14 protein-coding genes and 1 riboswitch are annotated in these 16663 nt (G+C 36.9%); of the genes, 2 read left to right on the forward strand and 12 right to left on the reverse strand.

Features of this window, described 5'->3' with window-relative positions; genetic code table 11:
* A complete protein-coding gene (locus tag BUC06_RS04375; protein WP_073330215.1) occupies positions 1-387 on the forward strand; it encodes a hypothetical protein in 387 nt (128 codons plus the stop codon).
* Positions 388-656: 269 nt separating this feature from the next.
* Here BUC06_RS04375 and BUC06_RS04380 read toward each other — a convergent pair whose 3' ends face one another.
* The 7 genes from BUC06_RS04380 to BUC06_RS04410 form a co-directional block, all read right to left on the reverse strand.
* Positions 657-2150: a RagB/SusD family nutrient uptake outer membrane protein gene (locus BUC06_RS04380; RefSeq protein WP_073330218.1), complete on the reverse strand. Its 1494-nt coding sequence runs from the start codon at positions 2148-2150 to the stop codon at positions 657-659.
* A gap of 19 nt (positions 2151-2169) precedes the next feature.
* Positions 2170-5103 carry a SusC/RagA family TonB-linked outer membrane protein gene (locus BUC06_RS04385; protein WP_073330220.1) on the reverse strand — a complete coding sequence of 978 codons (2934 nt, stop codon included), beginning with the start codon at positions 5101-5103 and terminating at the stop codon, positions 2170-2172.
* A gap of 83 nt (positions 5104-5186) precedes the next feature.
* Positions 5187-5284: riboswitch (SAM riboswitch) on the reverse strand.
* Positions 5285-5569: 285 nt separating this feature from the next.
* Positions 5570-5896, reverse strand: a complete 327-nt coding sequence (locus BUC06_RS04390) for a helix-turn-helix domain-containing protein (protein WP_073330223.1) — start codon at positions 5894-5896, stop codon at positions 5570-5572.
* Positions 5877-6089, reverse strand: a complete 213-nt coding sequence (locus BUC06_RS04395; protein WP_073330225.1) for a hypothetical protein — start codon at positions 6087-6089, stop codon at positions 5877-5879. Before BUC06_RS04395 ends, BUC06_RS04390 begins: the two co-directional genes overlap by 20 nt.
* Before the next feature lies 1 nt (position 6090).
* On the reverse strand, positions 6091-6525 hold the full coding sequence (locus BUC06_RS04400; protein WP_073330228.1) for a transposase: 435 nt from the start codon (positions 6523-6525) through the stop codon (positions 6091-6093).
* A gap of 118 nt (positions 6526-6643) precedes the next feature.
* Positions 6644-7891: a hypothetical protein gene (locus BUC06_RS04405; protein WP_073330231.1), complete on the reverse strand. Its 1248-nt coding sequence runs from the start codon at positions 7889-7891 to the stop codon at positions 6644-6646.
* Positions 7892-7991: 100 nt separating this feature from the next.
* Positions 7992-8591, reverse strand: a complete 600-nt coding sequence (locus BUC06_RS04410) for a hypothetical protein (protein ID WP_073330234.1) — start codon at positions 8589-8591, stop codon at positions 7992-7994.
* Between the two features lie 400 nt (positions 8592-8991).
* Here BUC06_RS04410 and BUC06_RS04415 point away from each other — a divergent pair, with 400 nt between their 5' ends.
* A complete protein-coding gene (locus BUC06_RS04415; protein ID WP_073330237.1) occupies positions 8992-9402 on the forward strand; it encodes a type II 3-dehydroquinate dehydratase in 411 nt (136 codons plus the stop codon).
* An 86-nt stretch (positions 9403-9488) separates the two neighbouring features.
* Here BUC06_RS04415 and pckA read toward each other — a convergent pair whose 3' ends face one another.
* The 5 genes from pckA to bshC form a co-directional block, all read right to left on the reverse strand.
* Positions 9489-11105, reverse strand: coding sequence for a phosphoenolpyruvate carboxykinase (ATP) (pckA, locus tag BUC06_RS04420; RefSeq protein ID WP_073330240.1), 1617 nt, complete (start codon positions 11103-11105; stop codon positions 9489-9491).
* 127 nt (positions 11106-11232) lie between these two features.
* On the reverse strand, positions 11233-12138 hold the full coding sequence (locus BUC06_RS04425) for a GYDIA family GHMP kinase (RefSeq protein WP_073330243.1): 906 nt from the start codon (positions 12136-12138) through the stop codon (positions 11233-11235).
* Between the two features lie 10 nt (positions 12139-12148).
* On the reverse strand, positions 12149-13024 hold the full coding sequence (fabD, locus tag BUC06_RS04430; protein WP_073330246.1) for an ACP S-malonyltransferase: 876 nt from the start codon (positions 13022-13024) through the stop codon (positions 12149-12151).
* A gap of 70 nt (positions 13025-13094) precedes the next feature.
* Positions 13095-15032 carry a LysM peptidoglycan-binding domain-containing protein gene (locus BUC06_RS04435; RefSeq protein WP_073330249.1) on the reverse strand — a complete coding sequence of 646 codons (1938 nt, stop codon included), beginning with the start codon at positions 15030-15032 and terminating at the stop codon, positions 13095-13097.
* Between the two features lie 38 nt (positions 15033-15070).
* Complete coding sequence (bshC, locus tag BUC06_RS04440) at positions 15071-16657, reverse strand: bacillithiol biosynthesis cysteine-adding enzyme BshC (RefSeq protein ID WP_073330253.1); 1587 nt, start codon at positions 16655-16657, stop codon at positions 15071-15073.
* Between the last annotated feature and the right edge of the window lie 6 nt (positions 16658-16663).

Raw genomic sequence — 16663 nt, forward strand, 5'->3', positions numbered from 1 at the left:
ATGGAGGATATAGAAAAAATACGTCAACAACTTATCTCATCGAAATATAGCCTGGGCAAAGATGATATCCTAAATGAGAAGTTAATTCATTTAGAAAATGAAATTAGTGAGGATTTAGTTGTAGTAGATTTAGAAAAAGAGTCGATCAAAATTCAATTTAATTTGAATGAAAATTATTATTTTGAAAATGTTAAAGATATTTTTTTAAATTTTTTCAAGGGCGATTATACAATAAAATATTATTTTAATAATGAAAGTTTGTTATATTCCAAATTCATATGGAAAAATAAAGAACTAAAAAAATTCAATTTCAAGACAAAATATGGTTTTTTACGCTGTAAGAAGATCAATAAAATAGAACAAGTTCAAGGTATAGCTTGGGAATAAAAATAATCACTCCCCCGAAAATCTTCGGGGGATATTTTTTACAGTGCGACGTTCTGCTGAACGAATTCTTTAATTTTTTTCTTTTTCTTCCAGTTGTTGGATAAGTTCCACTTGCTCCAGAACCGCTAATTAAACTAAATTAGATGACAATTTATATTTCATTTGGGACTGCAGGCCTGCTTTTTTTATTATACACCATCTGTAATCTCCATAACAAAAAAAAGCCACCGCACTACACGATGGCTAAAAAAAATCAAATCTAAATAAAATTACAGGTTCGGATTATTATCAATTTCCTTCTGCGGAATACTGAAAATATAGTATCTGCTGTTAGGAGCAAACTGGCTTTGATCCGGGAAATTAAAGACCGAATGTCCTCTTCCATTCACTGTTTTCACGGTTCCGTTAGGTGTGGTAATCTGAACTTTTATAGGCTGTCCGCTGGTATCTACAAATGGTTTTCTTACAACCGTCCCCTGCGTTCTGATAATATCTGAAAGGGAGAATCCTTCCCCGAAAAGTTCTTTTCTTCTTTCAAGCAGAATTTCTGTGATGACATCATTCTGAGCAAGAGATCCTGTGTAAGGATTGGCATTTCTGGCCGTTTTTAATTGGTTTAAAACCGCCACCGCATTGGTACTGTTTCCAATTCTGACTTCTGCCTCCGCTTCGATCAGGTACATTTCTGCTGCTCTCATCAATACAATATCGGCAATAAGTCCTGTCTTAAATTTAAACTTGGAATACCTCAACAGACCTTCTCTGCCAGGCAGACCATCCCATTGAAACAGCTGAGATCGGATGTCATTGGTGTCAAACAGATTTTTGAAAAACGGATCCGCCATAAAACTGTAGTAATAACTTCCCGAAGAAGACACATCCAGATAATGAAAAGCATAGCTTGCTCCCGATTGCTCCTGAGTCTGCCCATGGCCCCAGATCCATTCTCCGTTGCTGATATCATTGAATCCTTCCTTATATTTTTCCGGAGTCATTAACGGATAACCTGCTCTGGCTATTTTAGCCGCTGCTGCTGCCTTACTCCACTCACCGGTATTCAGATACGTTCTTGCTAAAAGTCCGTTCACTACCGATTTGTTGATCTTATCTTTATTATTCCTTGTATAATTCGTCAAAAGATTATCCGCTTCCGTCAGATCACTTTTAATCAATGTGTAAATTTCTTCGAGGCTAGCTCTTTTCTTTGGAACAGAACTGATCGTTGAGGGTTCCGTATAAATAGGAGCCGTTAAAGCTGTTTTGTCTTTCAGATAACTAAACTGGTAAAAGCTGGCTAAATTCAGATAACAGAAAGCACGCAATGCTTTAGCCTGTCCTTTTACCTGATCTTTCTTTGCCTGACTTCCCTCGGTCTGATCAATACGGGCGATCACATTATTCATATTATTAATGGTTGCATACAATGTAGACCAAATAAATTGTGGCCTTGAGATGGTATTATTCACCATTTCTGTAAATGCATAAGCTGAAGGAAAACCATATTTATTGGTAAGGATAGCCGCATCACTTCCCATGGCATCACTGGTTCTCAACACCGTTGAATAGCCAATATTCGCATAGGTAGGTCCGTCATCATTAAATTTCGCCCATGCTCCATTAATAACGGTTTCAGCACTTTCTGCCGTTTTGAAAACCTCCGCTCCATTCGCCTGATCTGTAGGAGCTGTTTCCAGCTCGTTTTCACAACTCGTCAACGACCAGAAAGCAATCAAAGCAAAAGCGATATATTTTAATTTTTTCATTGTTTCAAATTTTAAAAGTTTAAAGAGTTGCCTGAAGACCAAAAGTGATCGTTCTCATCGCAGGATATCTGTAATACGTAGTTCCATCCAGTGACTGCTCCGGATCCATTCCTTTATGTTTGTAGAAAGTCAGAAGGTTTTCAGCCTGAACATAAATTCTAAACTTCTTCAGTCCCAGTTTTTCAAAATAATCAGAAGGAAGCGTATATCCCAGACTTACATTTTTAAGTCGGGCATAAGTCCCTGAATATAAAAACCTTGAAGAAGAAGAATTCCAGTTATTGGTTGTTGTGCTCAATGCAGGAACATCTGTGTTAGGATTTTCCGGAGTCCATCTGTTCAGCATTTCTGCACTCCAGGCACGTCCGCCAGAATTTCCGTTAGACATTAATGAGGTATAATCCGTATCCAGGATCTTTCCCCCAATCCTGAATGTTAACAATCCTGACAGATCAAAGTTTTTATACGCAATACTTGTGGAAAGTCCCCCTGTTAATTTAGGCAGTGCAGATCCCTGAAACGTTCGGGTCGCTTTTGCATATTCTGAGGTGGTTCCGTCTACTGTATTTCCGTTGGCATCCTGATAAATATATCTCCATAAAGGTTTTCCGTTGGAAGGATCTACGCCTTTCCATTCCTGAATATAAAAATCATAAATAGAGCCTCCCACATCCAAACGCTTGGTTCCGGTGATAACTGCTCCTTTGGGAAGCTTCGTAATTTTATTGTTTAAAGTGCTCAGGTTTAGGTCTACATTCCATTGGAAATTATCATTTTTAATTGGAGTAGTAAATAGTGAGAATTCAAAACCTGTATTTTGTATCGTTCCGACATTAAAAGGAAAATCACTGATTCCCAGGGAAGGAGCAACTGGCATATTAAATAAAAGATCCTGACTTTTTCTTTTAAAATATTCGATATTCCCTTTCACTCTGTTGTTAAGAATGGCAAACTCTAAACCTACATTTAAATTAAGATTGGTTTCCCACTTCACATCATTGGTCTGTACTTTTTCAAGAACCGTTCCCGGCTCTCCCAAGTTATTATAAAATTTGTATAATTCCTGATAAGCGTAATAAAGAGAAGATCCGTTGGGTCTTAAGAGTTTATCATTTCCCTGACCTCCATAACTTGCCCGCAAGGTTAATTGATCAAAGATGTTCAAATCCTTGATGAAATCTTCATTTGAAGCTTTCCATGAACCTCCCACAGACCAGAATTTCCCCCATCTGTTATCCGCATAGAACCTTGAAGACCCATCTGCTCTTCCTGAAACAGATAAAAAGTAGGTATTGTTAAAATCATATTCTGCTCTTCCCAGGAAACTTAAGAGTGAAAATTGATTGCTGTTTCCACTGAAGCTTCCCAATAATGCTGCTGCATCCGGCTCATAATAATAAGGAAGGGAAAACTGGCTTCTGGAACCGGAAATCGTCTGATAATCGTATTTATAAAATTCCTGCCCTCCTAAAACATTGATATGATGCTTCCCGAATTTCTTGTCATAAGTCAGAATATTACTGGTAGTATAAGAAAGTGTTCTGGTGTTTGATCTTGTGACAGAACCCCCAATTTCACTTCCCTCACCGATCAGCGGGTTTGAGTAATAATGTCCGTTGTAATTCACTAAATCAACAGAAAAACTGGTTTTAAATTTAAGTTCCGGAAGGAAAGTAAATTCTAAAAATCCTTTTCCTGAAAAGTTATCTTCTTTATTTTCATTTTTATCCAAAGGCAACGTTGCTGCTGCATTCTGATTCTGCAATGCACTGGTAGGTCTGTACTTTCCAAAATCATAGATTCTGTTTCCATCTGCATTCAGCCTGTAGCTTCCGTCATCATTTCTTTCGTAATACGGATAGAATGAAGGAACCACTCTTGCGGCCTGGATGATATTATCCTGTCTGGAATCTGAAGACGGCGGTGCGTTCTGAATACTGTTGGTGTAGCTTAAATTCACACCGGCATTCAGCCATTTTTTAACTTCTGAATTGATCTTTAATCGGGTTCCGAACTTCTGAAACCCTGATTCAATTGCAATCCCTTTATCATCCAGATAACCTAGTGAAAAGAAGTAATTGCTCTTCTCACTCCCTCCGCTGATATCAAAATCTACCTGGCTTCTGGAAGCGGTCCTTTGAAGAATATCTCTCCAGTCATCGTTCCATAAAGGTTTTGCTCCGGGAAGAAGTTTTCCGTCTGCTCCTACAGGTTTTGGATAGGCAGCTCCGTAAGGATTGATCCCAAGTGCCGAAACAAGATTATCACTTGCCATCTGCCCTGCCTTCTGAGAAGATATCTGAGTGGATTGGTAACCGTTTCTCAGTGCTTCCCAATACAATTGAAAATACTGATCTGTCGTTACCTGCTTATAATCCTTTACTGCCCTGCCGGAAAATCCCTGGCTGATATTAAAATTAACCCTTGATTCTCCTTTTTTGCCGGATTTTGTGGTGATGATAATGATTCCGTTAGCTCCCCTTGAACCGTATAATGAACTTGCCGTTGCATCTTTCAGAACACTGATGGATTCAATATCATTTGGACTGATAGAATTGATATTTCCATCAAAAGGAATTCCGTCTACCACGTAAAGAGGATCACTTGAAGCACTTATTGATCCTACTCCTCTTATTCTGATGGAAGCAGTAGATCCCGGTTGGCCGGAAGCACTTACAGCCTGGATTCCTGCCACCTGCCCTTCCAGAGCTTTTGTAATATTGGTAACCGCTCTGTTATTGATCTTATCACTGGAGATGGTAGCCACCGAACCGGTATAGCTTGTTCTTTTCGCTTTACCATAGGCTATCACAACCACTTCATCGATTTCTTTTTCTTGTATGGTATCTTTTTTCGGCTTGACTTGCTGCGCCTGTACACTGATCATCCCCAGGAAAAATACAGCGACTGGCGGAAGCCAAACCCTAGCATTAACTAAATTTTTGCTAATCATAATCAATTTTATTTATCATATATTAAAAATTAACCCTTTGCAGAAAAGTCAGCAAAGGGCATCGATAGATACGATTAACCAAATGCTTATTTTCCCTTTAAAGGCTGAATGTAACACCTTGCGCAGGGGCAGGTTGTCAAGATATCACAGGGTCAGTTCCCTCCATCTTTCTTTATAAGCCGATCGAAATAGGTCTGCAAAGCTAAAAACAATTAGTCTACAAAACAAGTAGACTTTAAAATATTTTATGATAGATTTTCAAAAATTAACGTAATTAAATTGTAAAAACCACAAAAATAGAGGCTTAAAAGCATTGCCAATTTCTTCAAATATGATAAATATCAGTAAAATATCACAAAGCGAATAGATGAGGAAATTTTAAAACAAAAAATGACGTCAATGACGCCATTCTCAAATTTGTTTGATTATTTATTAAAGTTTTAAATTAAAATTTATCTTATCATCATTACTTGCTAAATATCTTTTTCCATTTTGCTACTGAGTTTCTGCTTAATCTAAACTCATCAGCAACCTGTTTATTAGTATATCCATTTTTCTTCTGATAGTCTAAAATTTCCAAAATCGTATCCTTATCGTAAGACTTGTGTTTTTGATTGAATAGTGAAGTCTCCAGATCCTCAAAAGAAAAAATAAGTTGATTGAGTTTAATTACATCCAATACAGATAAAACTTTCTTTTGCAAAATAGAAGAACACAAAGCATATTTCCCGGGATGCTTTTTTAAAATAATATCGGTATATATTTTTTTATAATCAGGTCCTGACTTTTCCATACATTTTTCTGATTTCTATTGTAGACACATTTTCACTTTCGAAAAATATAAACATTCCTGTTTTTCTGTAAAACCCTCCGGTTTCACGAATATAAGTCCAACTATTGCTGGTATAGAAATTAAACTTTTCTCTCATCAGTTTTAAAACCGGCACATTAGTTTTAGTGAAGAGATCATCATGTTCATCTTTCATTTCATTCCATCTCACTATACTTACTTATCCACTTATACAGTGTTGTTTTGGGAATTCTGTATTCTTCTATAATTTGAAGTTTTGTTTTCTGCCTTGTATTTATTAATTCTAAAATAAAGTCTATCACTTGTCTGGTATACAGTTTTTTTCTGAACTCAGGGAGACTAGTTCCTTTGATTGGTTCCAGAGTATCTGACTTATTTTCTGGTGAGAATAAAATAAGGTGCTGACAGTAAATTCTGAAAAAATCATACTCCAAAAGCTTGCACCATCGAAGAAGAACTTCGGTATCCATACTTTTCTGTTTATACATTGTATCTATCTCATCTTCTGTAGCTTGATGGAAATTACAGATCCGGACCATTGAGATCCCCGTATCTTCTACCCTTTTTCTTATACATTCTCCTATGTAAATCTCTTTAAAATTAAACTTCATCAGGCTTATAATACTGTACTTTATTACGTCTCATCTTTACTTTTAATCTTTTGAAAAAGGAAAGAAGAACCTTTTACAGTTCCCCTTCCCTATTATTTAATGAATTCTATAAATCAAATTAATACAGTCTCTGGATAGATACATAAACTTCCAATGTATTATCTGAATTATTAGAGTCTGAAGTGACATTACCATTACCTGAACTAGTAAAAGATTTATTATCAACACGTAAGGCATAATACACCCTGTACCATTTGTTATCCGGAGTCGTAATATCAAAAGTAACGGTTTCATTCCTTCCATAAGTAAGATATACACCATCATCAAACTGTGCATAATTATTAGGGAAGATCAATAGATTGGCTCCATGTGAATCTCCTGTATGCGTGGATACCTCCGAAACCCATACTTTCGCGTTTGCGGCAGTAATATTGTAAAGACGAGGATCAAAATTAGTAGAAGCATTATTTGAATCAAATGCGTTGGGAGAGGTTATAAAAGCATCAACTCTGAAAGTATTATTAATGATTGGAAGGTCATTAAGATACTGGCTTAAAAGAAATGATGTTGTCTTACGTGGAATTGAAGAATGATAATAAACCAATTCTCCCGGAGCTATAACGGCTCCAGCTCCTACTGTTGCGCTACAGGTTTGCCCACCGATATTTATTGGAAAAGTAGTAAGCGTAGGACTGGAAACAGTAGGTGATCCCGATACGGTATAGGTAAGAATTCCGGATCCAACATTAAAATTCCCGGCAGCAAGTGTTGCCACAAGCCCATTTACAGGTCCTATAGACTGAGCAGCATAAACACCTCCGTTTCCTCCTGTATAAGGTACACTCATTGTTCCTGTATAAGGGGTTCCCGAAGTATAGGTACCTGGAGAAAGAGTAACTCCATTACAAGTAATGGTCCCTAAAGTTCCCGGAGCAAGAGAACCATTGCTGAACGTTCTCCACTCTGTTCCGTTCCAGAATACATAGCCTACATAATCAAGCCCGCCTGTTCCCAGATTATACACAAGCAGTCCAGCCACAGGCGAAGGTATCGTAGTCTGATCAGTCTGAGAGGTTAATGCGACTTTAGGACCAAGAAGTCCTTTTTTGCTTCCAACAGCAAGACCATCAACATTGACGTCTAAAATAGCAGATGCATTAGGGGTAGTAGTACCAATCCCTACGCTACCATCAGCAACTACTGTAAAATCATTAGCTCCCTGTAACGCAGTTGGCGCTCCGGTTGCAGGATTATCTTTTCTACCATCCACATGGAAAATACCACGAGGGTTTGATGTATTGATTCCAACCTGGGAATATATAAGTCCGGAAGAAATAACGGCTAGAAATAATATCGTTTTTTTCATTGTTCGAATTGTTTTTTTTAAATTAAAATAAAATGGTAAAAGCTGTTTTGGGAATACTTTTACCATAGTAGCATCATTGGTGTAATTTTTATAGAAGCATTTATGTTTTATGTAATATTTTATAGTAAGCAGCAGATCCTGGAGGAGGCCTGATACAACTGTACTCATCCGGTAAAAATGTTTTCGCGGAAACTTTTAAAAAATTAATCTTTGTTTTTTCAGAAGGAAGCCTTAAAAATAAAAGCCGGATAAAAAAGGAAAAGTCAGAGGTATGCTGACCGTTTTCCTTTATGGCCTGAAGTTCATTAAAAATCCAGGATTTATATTTTTTGTCCTGATCCTGATTGGATATTTCTATTCTATAACAAGATAAGTCTCCAGCTTTTCTTTTATCAGCTACGCTTTTTTCCTTTTTTGCTATCTGGGATTTTCGCAAAGGACGTTTTACAATAGTTTTGTCAACTACAATATCCTTTTTTATCGTTTTGATTTCCGAATTGTACAATTGATCAGCTCCTGAAATAACGGTTCCTTCAAGAATATATATTTCAGTTGGTCGTTCAAAATTTTTACGCTCAGCCGAATTCTTCTTATTTCCTGCCTGTAAAAAAGAACACAAAATAACCATCGCCCCAAAAAACATTTTTTTTAGAGGCAAAAGGATGGTTACCTGATGAATTTTAACTTTCGGAACAAACATTTCGCAAAATTACGTTTGCTGCTAAATCAAAAAAGAACACAACAAATGAAAAACAGGAAAATCACTTAAATTTTTCAAATAAATGAAAATCAAATTATTAGATCAATGATTTTCAATAAAACACTGACATAACTCTACTTTTTCACAACAAATAAAAAATTCAATGTAAAAACAAATACAACAGGATGCTAAAAGATGGATTACGATAAGATTTTTTACTACAACTTCTTATTGTTTATATTCTAAATTTTAAAAAGACATTAGATATGATCAGAAAAGATCTACGCTCATTACATAAGGAAGGAAGAAATAACTATTCAGGATAAACCTGTAGGAGCATCTGCAAAGTAATCTTAACCAAGATGTATAGAAATTATTTATCTTTGGATAAATTTTTCACATGAGAATACTTATCATTAACGGTCCAAATCTTAATCTATTAGGTACAAGAGAACCGGAAATCTACGGTACTGTATCGATGGCAGATTATCTGGAAAAACTGGAAACTGAATTCTCAGATGATGAGATCAGCTATTACCAGTCCAATATTGAGGGGGAAATCATTAACAGACTTCAGGAAGATAATTTCGATGCTTTGATTATTAACCCCGGAGCATATACCCATTATTCCTATGCTATTGCGGACTGTTTAAAAAACATCCCTCAACCCAAGGTGGAAGTTCACATCAGTAATATCTATAAAAGAGAGGAATTTAGACAGAAGTCTGTAACAGCAGCTAACACCGATGCTGTTCTATCAGGTTTTGGAATGAATGGATACAAACTGGCCTTATTAAGCCTAAAACTTTGATACTATTGCCGCTGATTCTGATTTCCAAAGAGAATTTCTAGGGATAAAAATAAAAAAGCCTCATCGTTGATGAGGCTTTTATTATATTAAATAGTCTGTTGCTGAAGCTGAGGTCCTGAAGAAATTAATTTCTTCCCTTCTTCCGTGTCACAGTACTGTTCAAAGTTTTTGATATATCTAGCAGCAAGGTCTTTTGCTTTTTCTTCCCATTCTGAAGCATTGCTGTATGTTTCTCTAGGATCAAGGATCCCTTCAGAAACATTGGGAAGTTGTGTTGGAATTTCAAGATTCATGATTGGAACATGAGCTTTAGGAGCATTTTCAATAGAACCATCAATGATGGCATCGATAATTGCTCTTGTATCTTTCAGAGAAATTCTTTTTCCAGTTCCGTTCCATCCTGTATTCACCAAATAAGCTTTAGCGCCATGTTCCTTCATTTTACCAATCAATGTCTTAGAATACATGGTAGGATGAAGGGTAAGGAATGCTTCTCCGAATGCAGGAGAGAAAGATGGTTCCGGTTCAGTGATTCCTCTTTCCGTACCTGCTAATTTAGAAGTATATCCACAAAGGAAGTGGTATTGTGCCTGGTTTTCATCTAGGATAGAAACCGGAGGCAATACTCCAAATGCATCAGCAGAAAGGTAGACGATCTTTTTAGCATGTCCTGCCTTGGATGGAAGAACAATCTTATTGATATGATAAATTGGGTAAGATACTCTTGTATTTTCGGTGATAGATCCGTCTTTATAATCAGCAATTCCGTTGTTTACCACAACATTTTCAAGAAGCGCATCTCTTTTGATTGCTCTGAAAATATCCGGTTCTTTTTCTTCAGAAAGATCGATTACTTTGGCATAACATCCGCCTTCATAGTTGAATACGCCGTTTGTGTCCCAACCATGCTCATCGTCACCAATAAGGAATCTTTTCGGATCTGCAGACAAAGTTGTTTTTCCCGTTCCTGAAAGACCGAAGAAAAGAGCTACATCTCCTTCTTCACCTACATTTGCAGAACAGTGCATAGAAGCCATTCCTTTCAATGGAAGATAGTAGTTCATCATTGCAAACATCCCTTTTTTCATTTCACCGCCGTACCAAGTACCTCCGATGATCTGTATTTTTTGGGTAAGGTTGAACATAATGAAGTTCTCAGAATTCAATTCCTGAGCTTCCCAGTTCGGGTTGGTCGTTTTGGAACCGTTGATCACTGTGAAATCCGGCTCTCCAAAGTTTTCCAGCTCATAGTGAGACGGACGGATAAACATATTAGTAACGAAATGCGCCTGCCACGCTACTTCAACGATGAACCTTACTTTTAGCCTTGTATCTGTATTGGTACCACAAAAAGCATCCACTACATAAATTTTCTTAGCTTCAGAAAGCTGGTTCAGCACTAATCCTTTACAAGCATCAAAAGTTTCTGCAGTGGTAGGAAGGTTTACTTTTCCATCCCAGAAAATTGTGTCTCTTGTAACATCATCCTGAACTATATATCTGTCTTTAGGTGAACGACCTGTGAAAATTCCAGTTTTTACTGATACTGCACCAGATTCTGTAAGTTCAGCTTCCTCAAAGCCTTGATTTTCAGGAGACACTTCAGCCTGATATAACTCTTCGTAAGATGGGTTATAGACCAATTCGTAATTTCCTTTAATCCCTAATTTTTCTAAATCCTGGATGATTTTAGCGTGTTTCATTTTACTTATATTTTCTATTTCTTTATTGGGTTCAACAAAATTAATATTAATTATTTGTTAAAGGTGGTTTAAATATAATGATATAAGTCAGAATGACAAATAAAAAAAAAGGATTGTAAATTACTGATTATAAATTAATTATATCAGACCATTGAAAAACGGTATTAAAACCTTTTCCCCAAAAATAGTCCTTGTAGCCGTCAAATTTAGCACTCATCACAAAATCTCCCCCCCAGGCTCCTAAACTTTTAACAAAAACAGGGCAGTCTGTGAAAAACTTCTCTTTAACTGTGGGAATTTCAAGGAAATCTGAAATTTTATGCTCATGAATCATCATCAGTTCAGAAAAACATTCCAATTCATTGCATAATAAAACTTTCTTTGTGATATCCGAAAATTCATCCACGAGTATTTGGGACTTTGGTTTCGACTTATAAAAATTGATTCCTTCTCTGCTATCCTGCTTCTGATTTAAATGAATAAATATCAGCTCATTTTTGAATGCAGGACTGAAATTTGTCTTTTCATAGCTGATCTCCGGTTGGCTTCGGAAAAGGATCGCCGATTTTTCTTTGGCAACAGCAATATCGTAACCGCTTCCACCCAAACTGATACTATTAAGCTGAAAGGGATTGATTTCAGACCATTCCGCAAGATTATTCATTAAAGTGGAACTGCTTCCGAGTCCGTAATCTGAAGGGAACTGAAGGTTGGTCTTTAAATGATAGGTAAGATTACCTTTGAATTTAATCTGAGAAAGCTGCTGAACATTTTTTAAGGTTTTGAGAATAAATTCAGCGGCGGAAGGAAGATTGGTCTTCAGGATCTGCCAGTTTTTATAATCGATGACAGTCTTGAGCCACAATTTGTTCTGATGATAGGCTTCCCAAAATATCAGGGATTTTTCATCCTCTTTTTCTTCAAAAAAAAACTCTTGTCCAAGCTTGGTAGGTACCGCCAGGACAAGAGCTCCGTCTATTGCGAAATATTCTGAAGTAAGCATAAGCTTTCCCGGTGAAAATATTCCGCTCATATTTTTTTAATTAGATTGCTGAAGCAACATCTACAGAACTGTCAATTTTCTTGATCAGACCTTGAAGTGTTTTTCCGGGACCTACTTCTACAAATTTAGAGGCACCGTCTTTGATCATATTCTGAACAGACTGCGTCCACTTTACAGGCCCTGTAAGCTGAGCGATCAGATTTTGTTTGATCTCCTCAGGATTGGTCACTGCTGTAGTCGTGATATTCTGGTATACCGGAATTGTTGCTTTTCTGAATTTCGTTTTTTCGATGGCCGCTGCCAGCCTTTCTTGCGCCGGCTGCATCAATGGCGAATGGAACGCTCCGTTTACCGGAAGTAGCACTGCTCTTTTTGCGCCTGCTTCTTTAAGTTTTATACAAGCTTCCTCCACTGCTGAAGTTTCTCCTGAAATTACCAATTGTCCAGGACAGTTATAGTTAGCCGGTACCACAATACCACTGATCTGTGCACAGATCTCTTCAACTTTAGCATCTTCAAGGCCCAAAATCGCAGCCATAGAGCTTGGATTGGCATCACAGGCAGCCTGCATTGCTTTTGCTCTTTCGAATACTAATTTTAAACCGTCGTCAAAGGATAAAACTCCATTGGCAACTAAAGCTGAAAATTCTCCTAAAGAATGTCCTGCAACCATTTCGGCTCCAAGACCGTTCACTGCTTTCAAAGCAGCTACTGAGTGTATAAATATTGAAGGCTGGGTAACCTCTGTTTTCTTAAGATCTGCATCCGTCCCGTTGAACATCAACGTGAGGATATCAAAACCTAAAATTTCATTGGCAGATTCCATCAAGTCCTTAATGTCTTTTCTAGAATCGTACAATTCTTTTCCCATTCCTACGAACTGAGAACCCTGCCCAGGAAATACAAGTGCTTTCATGTAATGAATTAAATATTATGCAAATATAAAGATAATGTTAAAAATATTCCTTTAAAAAGGCATAAATCGGTTAAGGAACTAATCTAATCACTCGGTAGCCGGTATTTACATATGCTCCGTTGGCCTTAGATTTTACAAACTCAAACTTTGTAGCAAGCTGAGTCTGAACTTTATTCATCTGTTTAAAGATTTCTCCTTTTTTATTTTCTCTCGTCAGCATGTCATTTACAACATCAAAACCAACGATCGCATATTTTGGAGGGGTCTTACAGTATTTACTTTTATAAGCGGCCAGGATCTCTTTTTCAAAATTACCTTCTGCATTAATTTTTCTGTCCATCAGATACACAAAGCTAGCCTGGCTCAGATCATCTACTTTTTTCTCAAAAACAGGAGAATAGTACATACTGAAACCCTTTACTCCCTGTACTTCTTTAGACAAAGCAATAATTTTATTGGCAAATGCTTCTCCGGCGGCATCATTGTCACTGGCCAGTATAGCAATAACGGGAGCAGATTGCCCTGTCATCATGTTCTGATCCAGCTGGATTTCAGCGGGAGAGTTGACCATAATGATATTTGGATTTTTAACGGCTTTTTCAAGACCTCCTTTAATATAGTTGGCAATCTCTTTTTTGCTGTCTGCCACTACGTATATTTTCTGATCTGAATACACTGATCTTACTTCTTCTACGATTTTATCTGCATAGGTCTGGTCATTGGTTTCAACAATGATCAGGTTGCTGTAATTGTAAAGTTCCGGAGAGTTAGCAAATGGTGCTACAACCGGTATTTTCTGGTTTTTGGTAAAATCCAGAACATCAATAACATTTGATTTGAAGAATGGACCAATGATCAAATCTGTATTATCAGGATTGATTTGTGCCATTGAATTTTTAAATGACGCTTCGTTTCCTGAATCTACAATTTTAATATCAAGTTTCTGTCCTCCTCTGGCATTTCTTTCAATAGCAAGTTTAGCTCCTGTAAGGAAGTCTAATGCCATTCCTCTATATTGAGTTTCGTTGGTACTGTATCCGAAAGGAAGCATTAAAACAACGCTTAATGCATCACCGTTTTTCTTCACATAAGCCGGATCCTGCTTCTTAATTTTTAAGACCATTCCAGTTTTCAGTCCGTTTGAAAGATCCGGGTTGAGCGCGATTAATTCATCAATTGAGACTCCAAATTTATTAACAATAGAGAACACCGTATCTCCCTGTTGAACAGTATAAGTTACATAATCATCAGCCGTTGCAACAGGAGTTGCCGTTGCTGTGGATCTTTCGTTTCCTGAATCTATTTTTGTTTTCGGATTCACCGGCTCAGAGACTGAAGTGGTATCCGTTTTTGATTTTTTTACTTTGATGGTTTCACCCGGCTTAAGTCCTTTTTCTTCCAATCCAGGATTTAAAGCATAAAGCTCTTGCTGGCTGATTCCAAACTGTTTCGTAATTCTGTAATAATTATCTTTTGCCTGAATGACATACATTGATGTCTCTAAAGATGCTGATGCATCCATTCCACTATGAGGTTCTGTAGGTCTGGGATCTACAGTAAGCGGAGCAACCTGTTGGTCTCCACCATATTTCTTAATACTATCAAGTGGCAAGGTGATCTCATCCCCTATTTTCATATGAGAATCAAGTTCAGGGTTCAACTTTCTGAGATCTGTCTCAGAAATCCGGTATTGTTTTGTAATTCCGTAAACGGTCTGTTTAGGCTGAAGAATAATTTTTCCAACTTGCGCATTTGATTTTGCTTTTTCAACGACAGCAGGTTTGGAAACTGCAGTGGTATGTTTCTCAGCTTTCACTGTTACCACGTCTCCTATTGCCAGCTTACCGTCTTTGAATTTTGGATTCAGCTTTAACAATTCATCTACAGTTATCCCGTATTTTTTTGCAATATTGTAAGGATTATCTCCTTTTATAACGGTGTGTGAGTTCTGAGCAGATACCCCCAAAACCATACATAAACTGGATAAAATAAAAAACCTCTTTATCATACTCGATAATTATAATTTACAAAAATACTTCTTTAAAATTAAATGGCAACAATTATTAATTTGGATTCTTGAACGACCATTTCTTCCCAACAATTTTCAAGCCATGAATAGCCATAGTCTGAAAAGAACACACTGAAGTTATACACGCGTTCCTGCCAGGTTTTTGAAGGATGAACATCTAAAAACAGATTCTCAAGCCTTTCGAGCAGCTCGCTCTGTTTTATTTTTTCTGCATGAAGCAAACGCTTTTTCATTCTCTTAAATGATTTCAGCTGTCTTACTTCTTCTGCCTTTACCATATTTCCGAAAGAATGCTCTGTAGTTGCTGCTATCGCTTTCAATTCAGAGAACCCTTTTTCCAGAAGCATTTCTTTTTCTTCAAGCAAGGATAATACGGTACTGTCTTTTAAAATTTTTTGATTGGTAATGGCCGTAAAACGTCCAAAGAAGTCTTCTATATTCAGATCTAGTTTTTCAATTTTTCCCACTGTTTTTTCTTTAATGAAAAGCATTGAATTCCTTGGGATCAAAACAGGAAAAGGAATTTGGACTGTGGTAAAATAATCTTTCAGTTCCAGCCAGTACATAATTTCGGCATTTCCACCAATATAGGCAAGGTTGGGAAGTACTTTTTCCTGGTAAACAGGACGCATTAATGCGTTCGGACTGAATCTTTCCGGGTAGCTTTCCAACTCCTGAAGGATTTCTGTCCTGGTGAATTTTTTATGTGTATCTACTACAATATATTTTTCACCGTCAAAATCTATTCTATCCCGCGTTTCGGAAAGATAGAAAAGATTGATGTCACGAGGATTGACCTGTACTTTCCCATACTTCTCTGTAAGGAAATCTACTTTATCTTTAGCATTCTTCTGTAAGCTGAAATTTAATAATTCGTCTTTGAAGATGTCTTTAATTTGCTTTTTAAGTTCTTTAGAGTCACCATCTACAATTACCAGTCCGAATTCAGAGAAAAGGCGGTTAACAAGCGTTTTAATAGCATCCGTTAATGTATTTTCTACCTTGTAAGCTTCTTTCATCATGAGGATGAGCTCTGTCCCGAATACGGAATCTTTAAATTCTTTTTCAAATTCTGAAATAAAGAAGGTATCACTGATCTCGATTCTACCTACAGCACCTCCTGACTTTTCATTGATCTCATAATAATTATTTTCAGTCTTAAAATGATTAATCTCTGCAAAATCATGATCTTCCGAAGCCATCCAATACACGGGAACAAAGTTAAAATCCGGAAAATTTTCCTTTAGATATGAGCAGGTTTTAATCGTCTGTAAAATTTTATAGACAAAGAAAACAGGGCCCGAGAAAAGGTTCAGCTGATGTCCGGTAGTAATGGTGAATGTATTCGGCTGTTTCAGGTTTTCAAGATTCTCCTTCTGTTTCGATGAAAGGGTAATATCTGACAACTGTTTTTCCAGTACATCAGATAAGATTTCTCTTTGCTCTGATGCAAAAGAATTTTGTTTGAGATGGATCTGATCTTTAAAGTGATCTAAAGAAAAGGTATTGTTTTCAAAGCCCTCAATTTTTTGGTTCAAAAAATCTTTTACCAATTGAGGAATGCTTTCTATATCGTTAAATGATATTTTATTTATTGTTTTCAACTTTGT

This window comes from Chryseobacterium carnipullorum, assembly GCF_900142785.1.
In the GTDB taxonomy this organism is placed as follows: domain Bacteria; phylum Bacteroidota; class Bacteroidia; order Flavobacteriales; family Weeksellaceae; genus Chryseobacterium; species Chryseobacterium carnipullorum.

What these genes read in the sequence shown, in the direction of transcription:
- BUC06_RS04375 (WP_073330215.1), top strand. Translation starts at nt 1, where the DNA reads ATGGAGGATATAGAAAAAATACGTCAACAACTTATCTCATCGAAATAT.
- BUC06_RS04380 (WP_073330218.1), bottom strand. Translation starts at nt 2,150, where the DNA reads ATGAAAAAATTAAAATATATCGCTTTTGCTTTGATTGCTTTCTGGTCG.
- BUC06_RS04385 (WP_073330220.1), bottom strand. Translation starts at nt 5,103, where the DNA reads ATGATTAGCAAAAATTTAGTTAATGCTAGGGTTTGGCTTCCGCCAGTC.
- BUC06_RS04390 (WP_073330223.1), bottom strand. Translation starts at nt 5,896, where the DNA reads ATGGAAAAGTCAGGACCTGATTATAAAAAAATATATACCGATATTATT.
- BUC06_RS04395 (WP_073330225.1), bottom strand. Translation starts at nt 6,089, where the DNA reads ATGAAAGATGAACATGATGATCTCTTCACTAAAACTAATGTGCCGGTT.
- BUC06_RS04400 (WP_073330228.1), bottom strand. Translation starts at nt 6,525, where the DNA reads ATGAAGTTTAATTTTAAAGAGATTTACATAGGAGAATGTATAAGAAAA.
- BUC06_RS04405 (WP_073330231.1), bottom strand. Translation starts at nt 7,891, where the DNA reads ATGAAAAAAACGATATTATTTCTAGCCGTTATTTCTTCCGGACTTATA.
- BUC06_RS04410 (WP_073330234.1), bottom strand. Translation starts at nt 8,591, where the DNA reads ATGTTTGTTCCGAAAGTTAAAATTCATCAGGTAACCATCCTTTTGCCT.
- BUC06_RS04415 (WP_073330237.1), top strand. Translation starts at nt 8,992, where the DNA reads ATGAGAATACTTATCATTAACGGTCCAAATCTTAATCTATTAGGTACA.
- pckA (WP_073330240.1), bottom strand. Translation starts at nt 11,105, where the DNA reads ATGAAACACGCTAAAATCATCCAGGATTTAGAAAAATTAGGGATTAAA.
- BUC06_RS04425 (WP_073330243.1), bottom strand. Translation starts at nt 12,138, where the DNA reads ATGAGCGGAATATTTTCACCGGGAAAGCTTATGCTTACTTCAGAATAT.
- fabD (WP_073330246.1), bottom strand. Translation starts at nt 13,024, where the DNA reads ATGAAAGCACTTGTATTTCCTGGGCAGGGTTCTCAGTTCGTAGGAATG.
- BUC06_RS04435 (WP_073330249.1), bottom strand. Translation starts at nt 15,032, where the DNA reads ATGATAAAGAGGTTTTTTATTTTATCCAGTTTATGTATGGTTTTGGGG.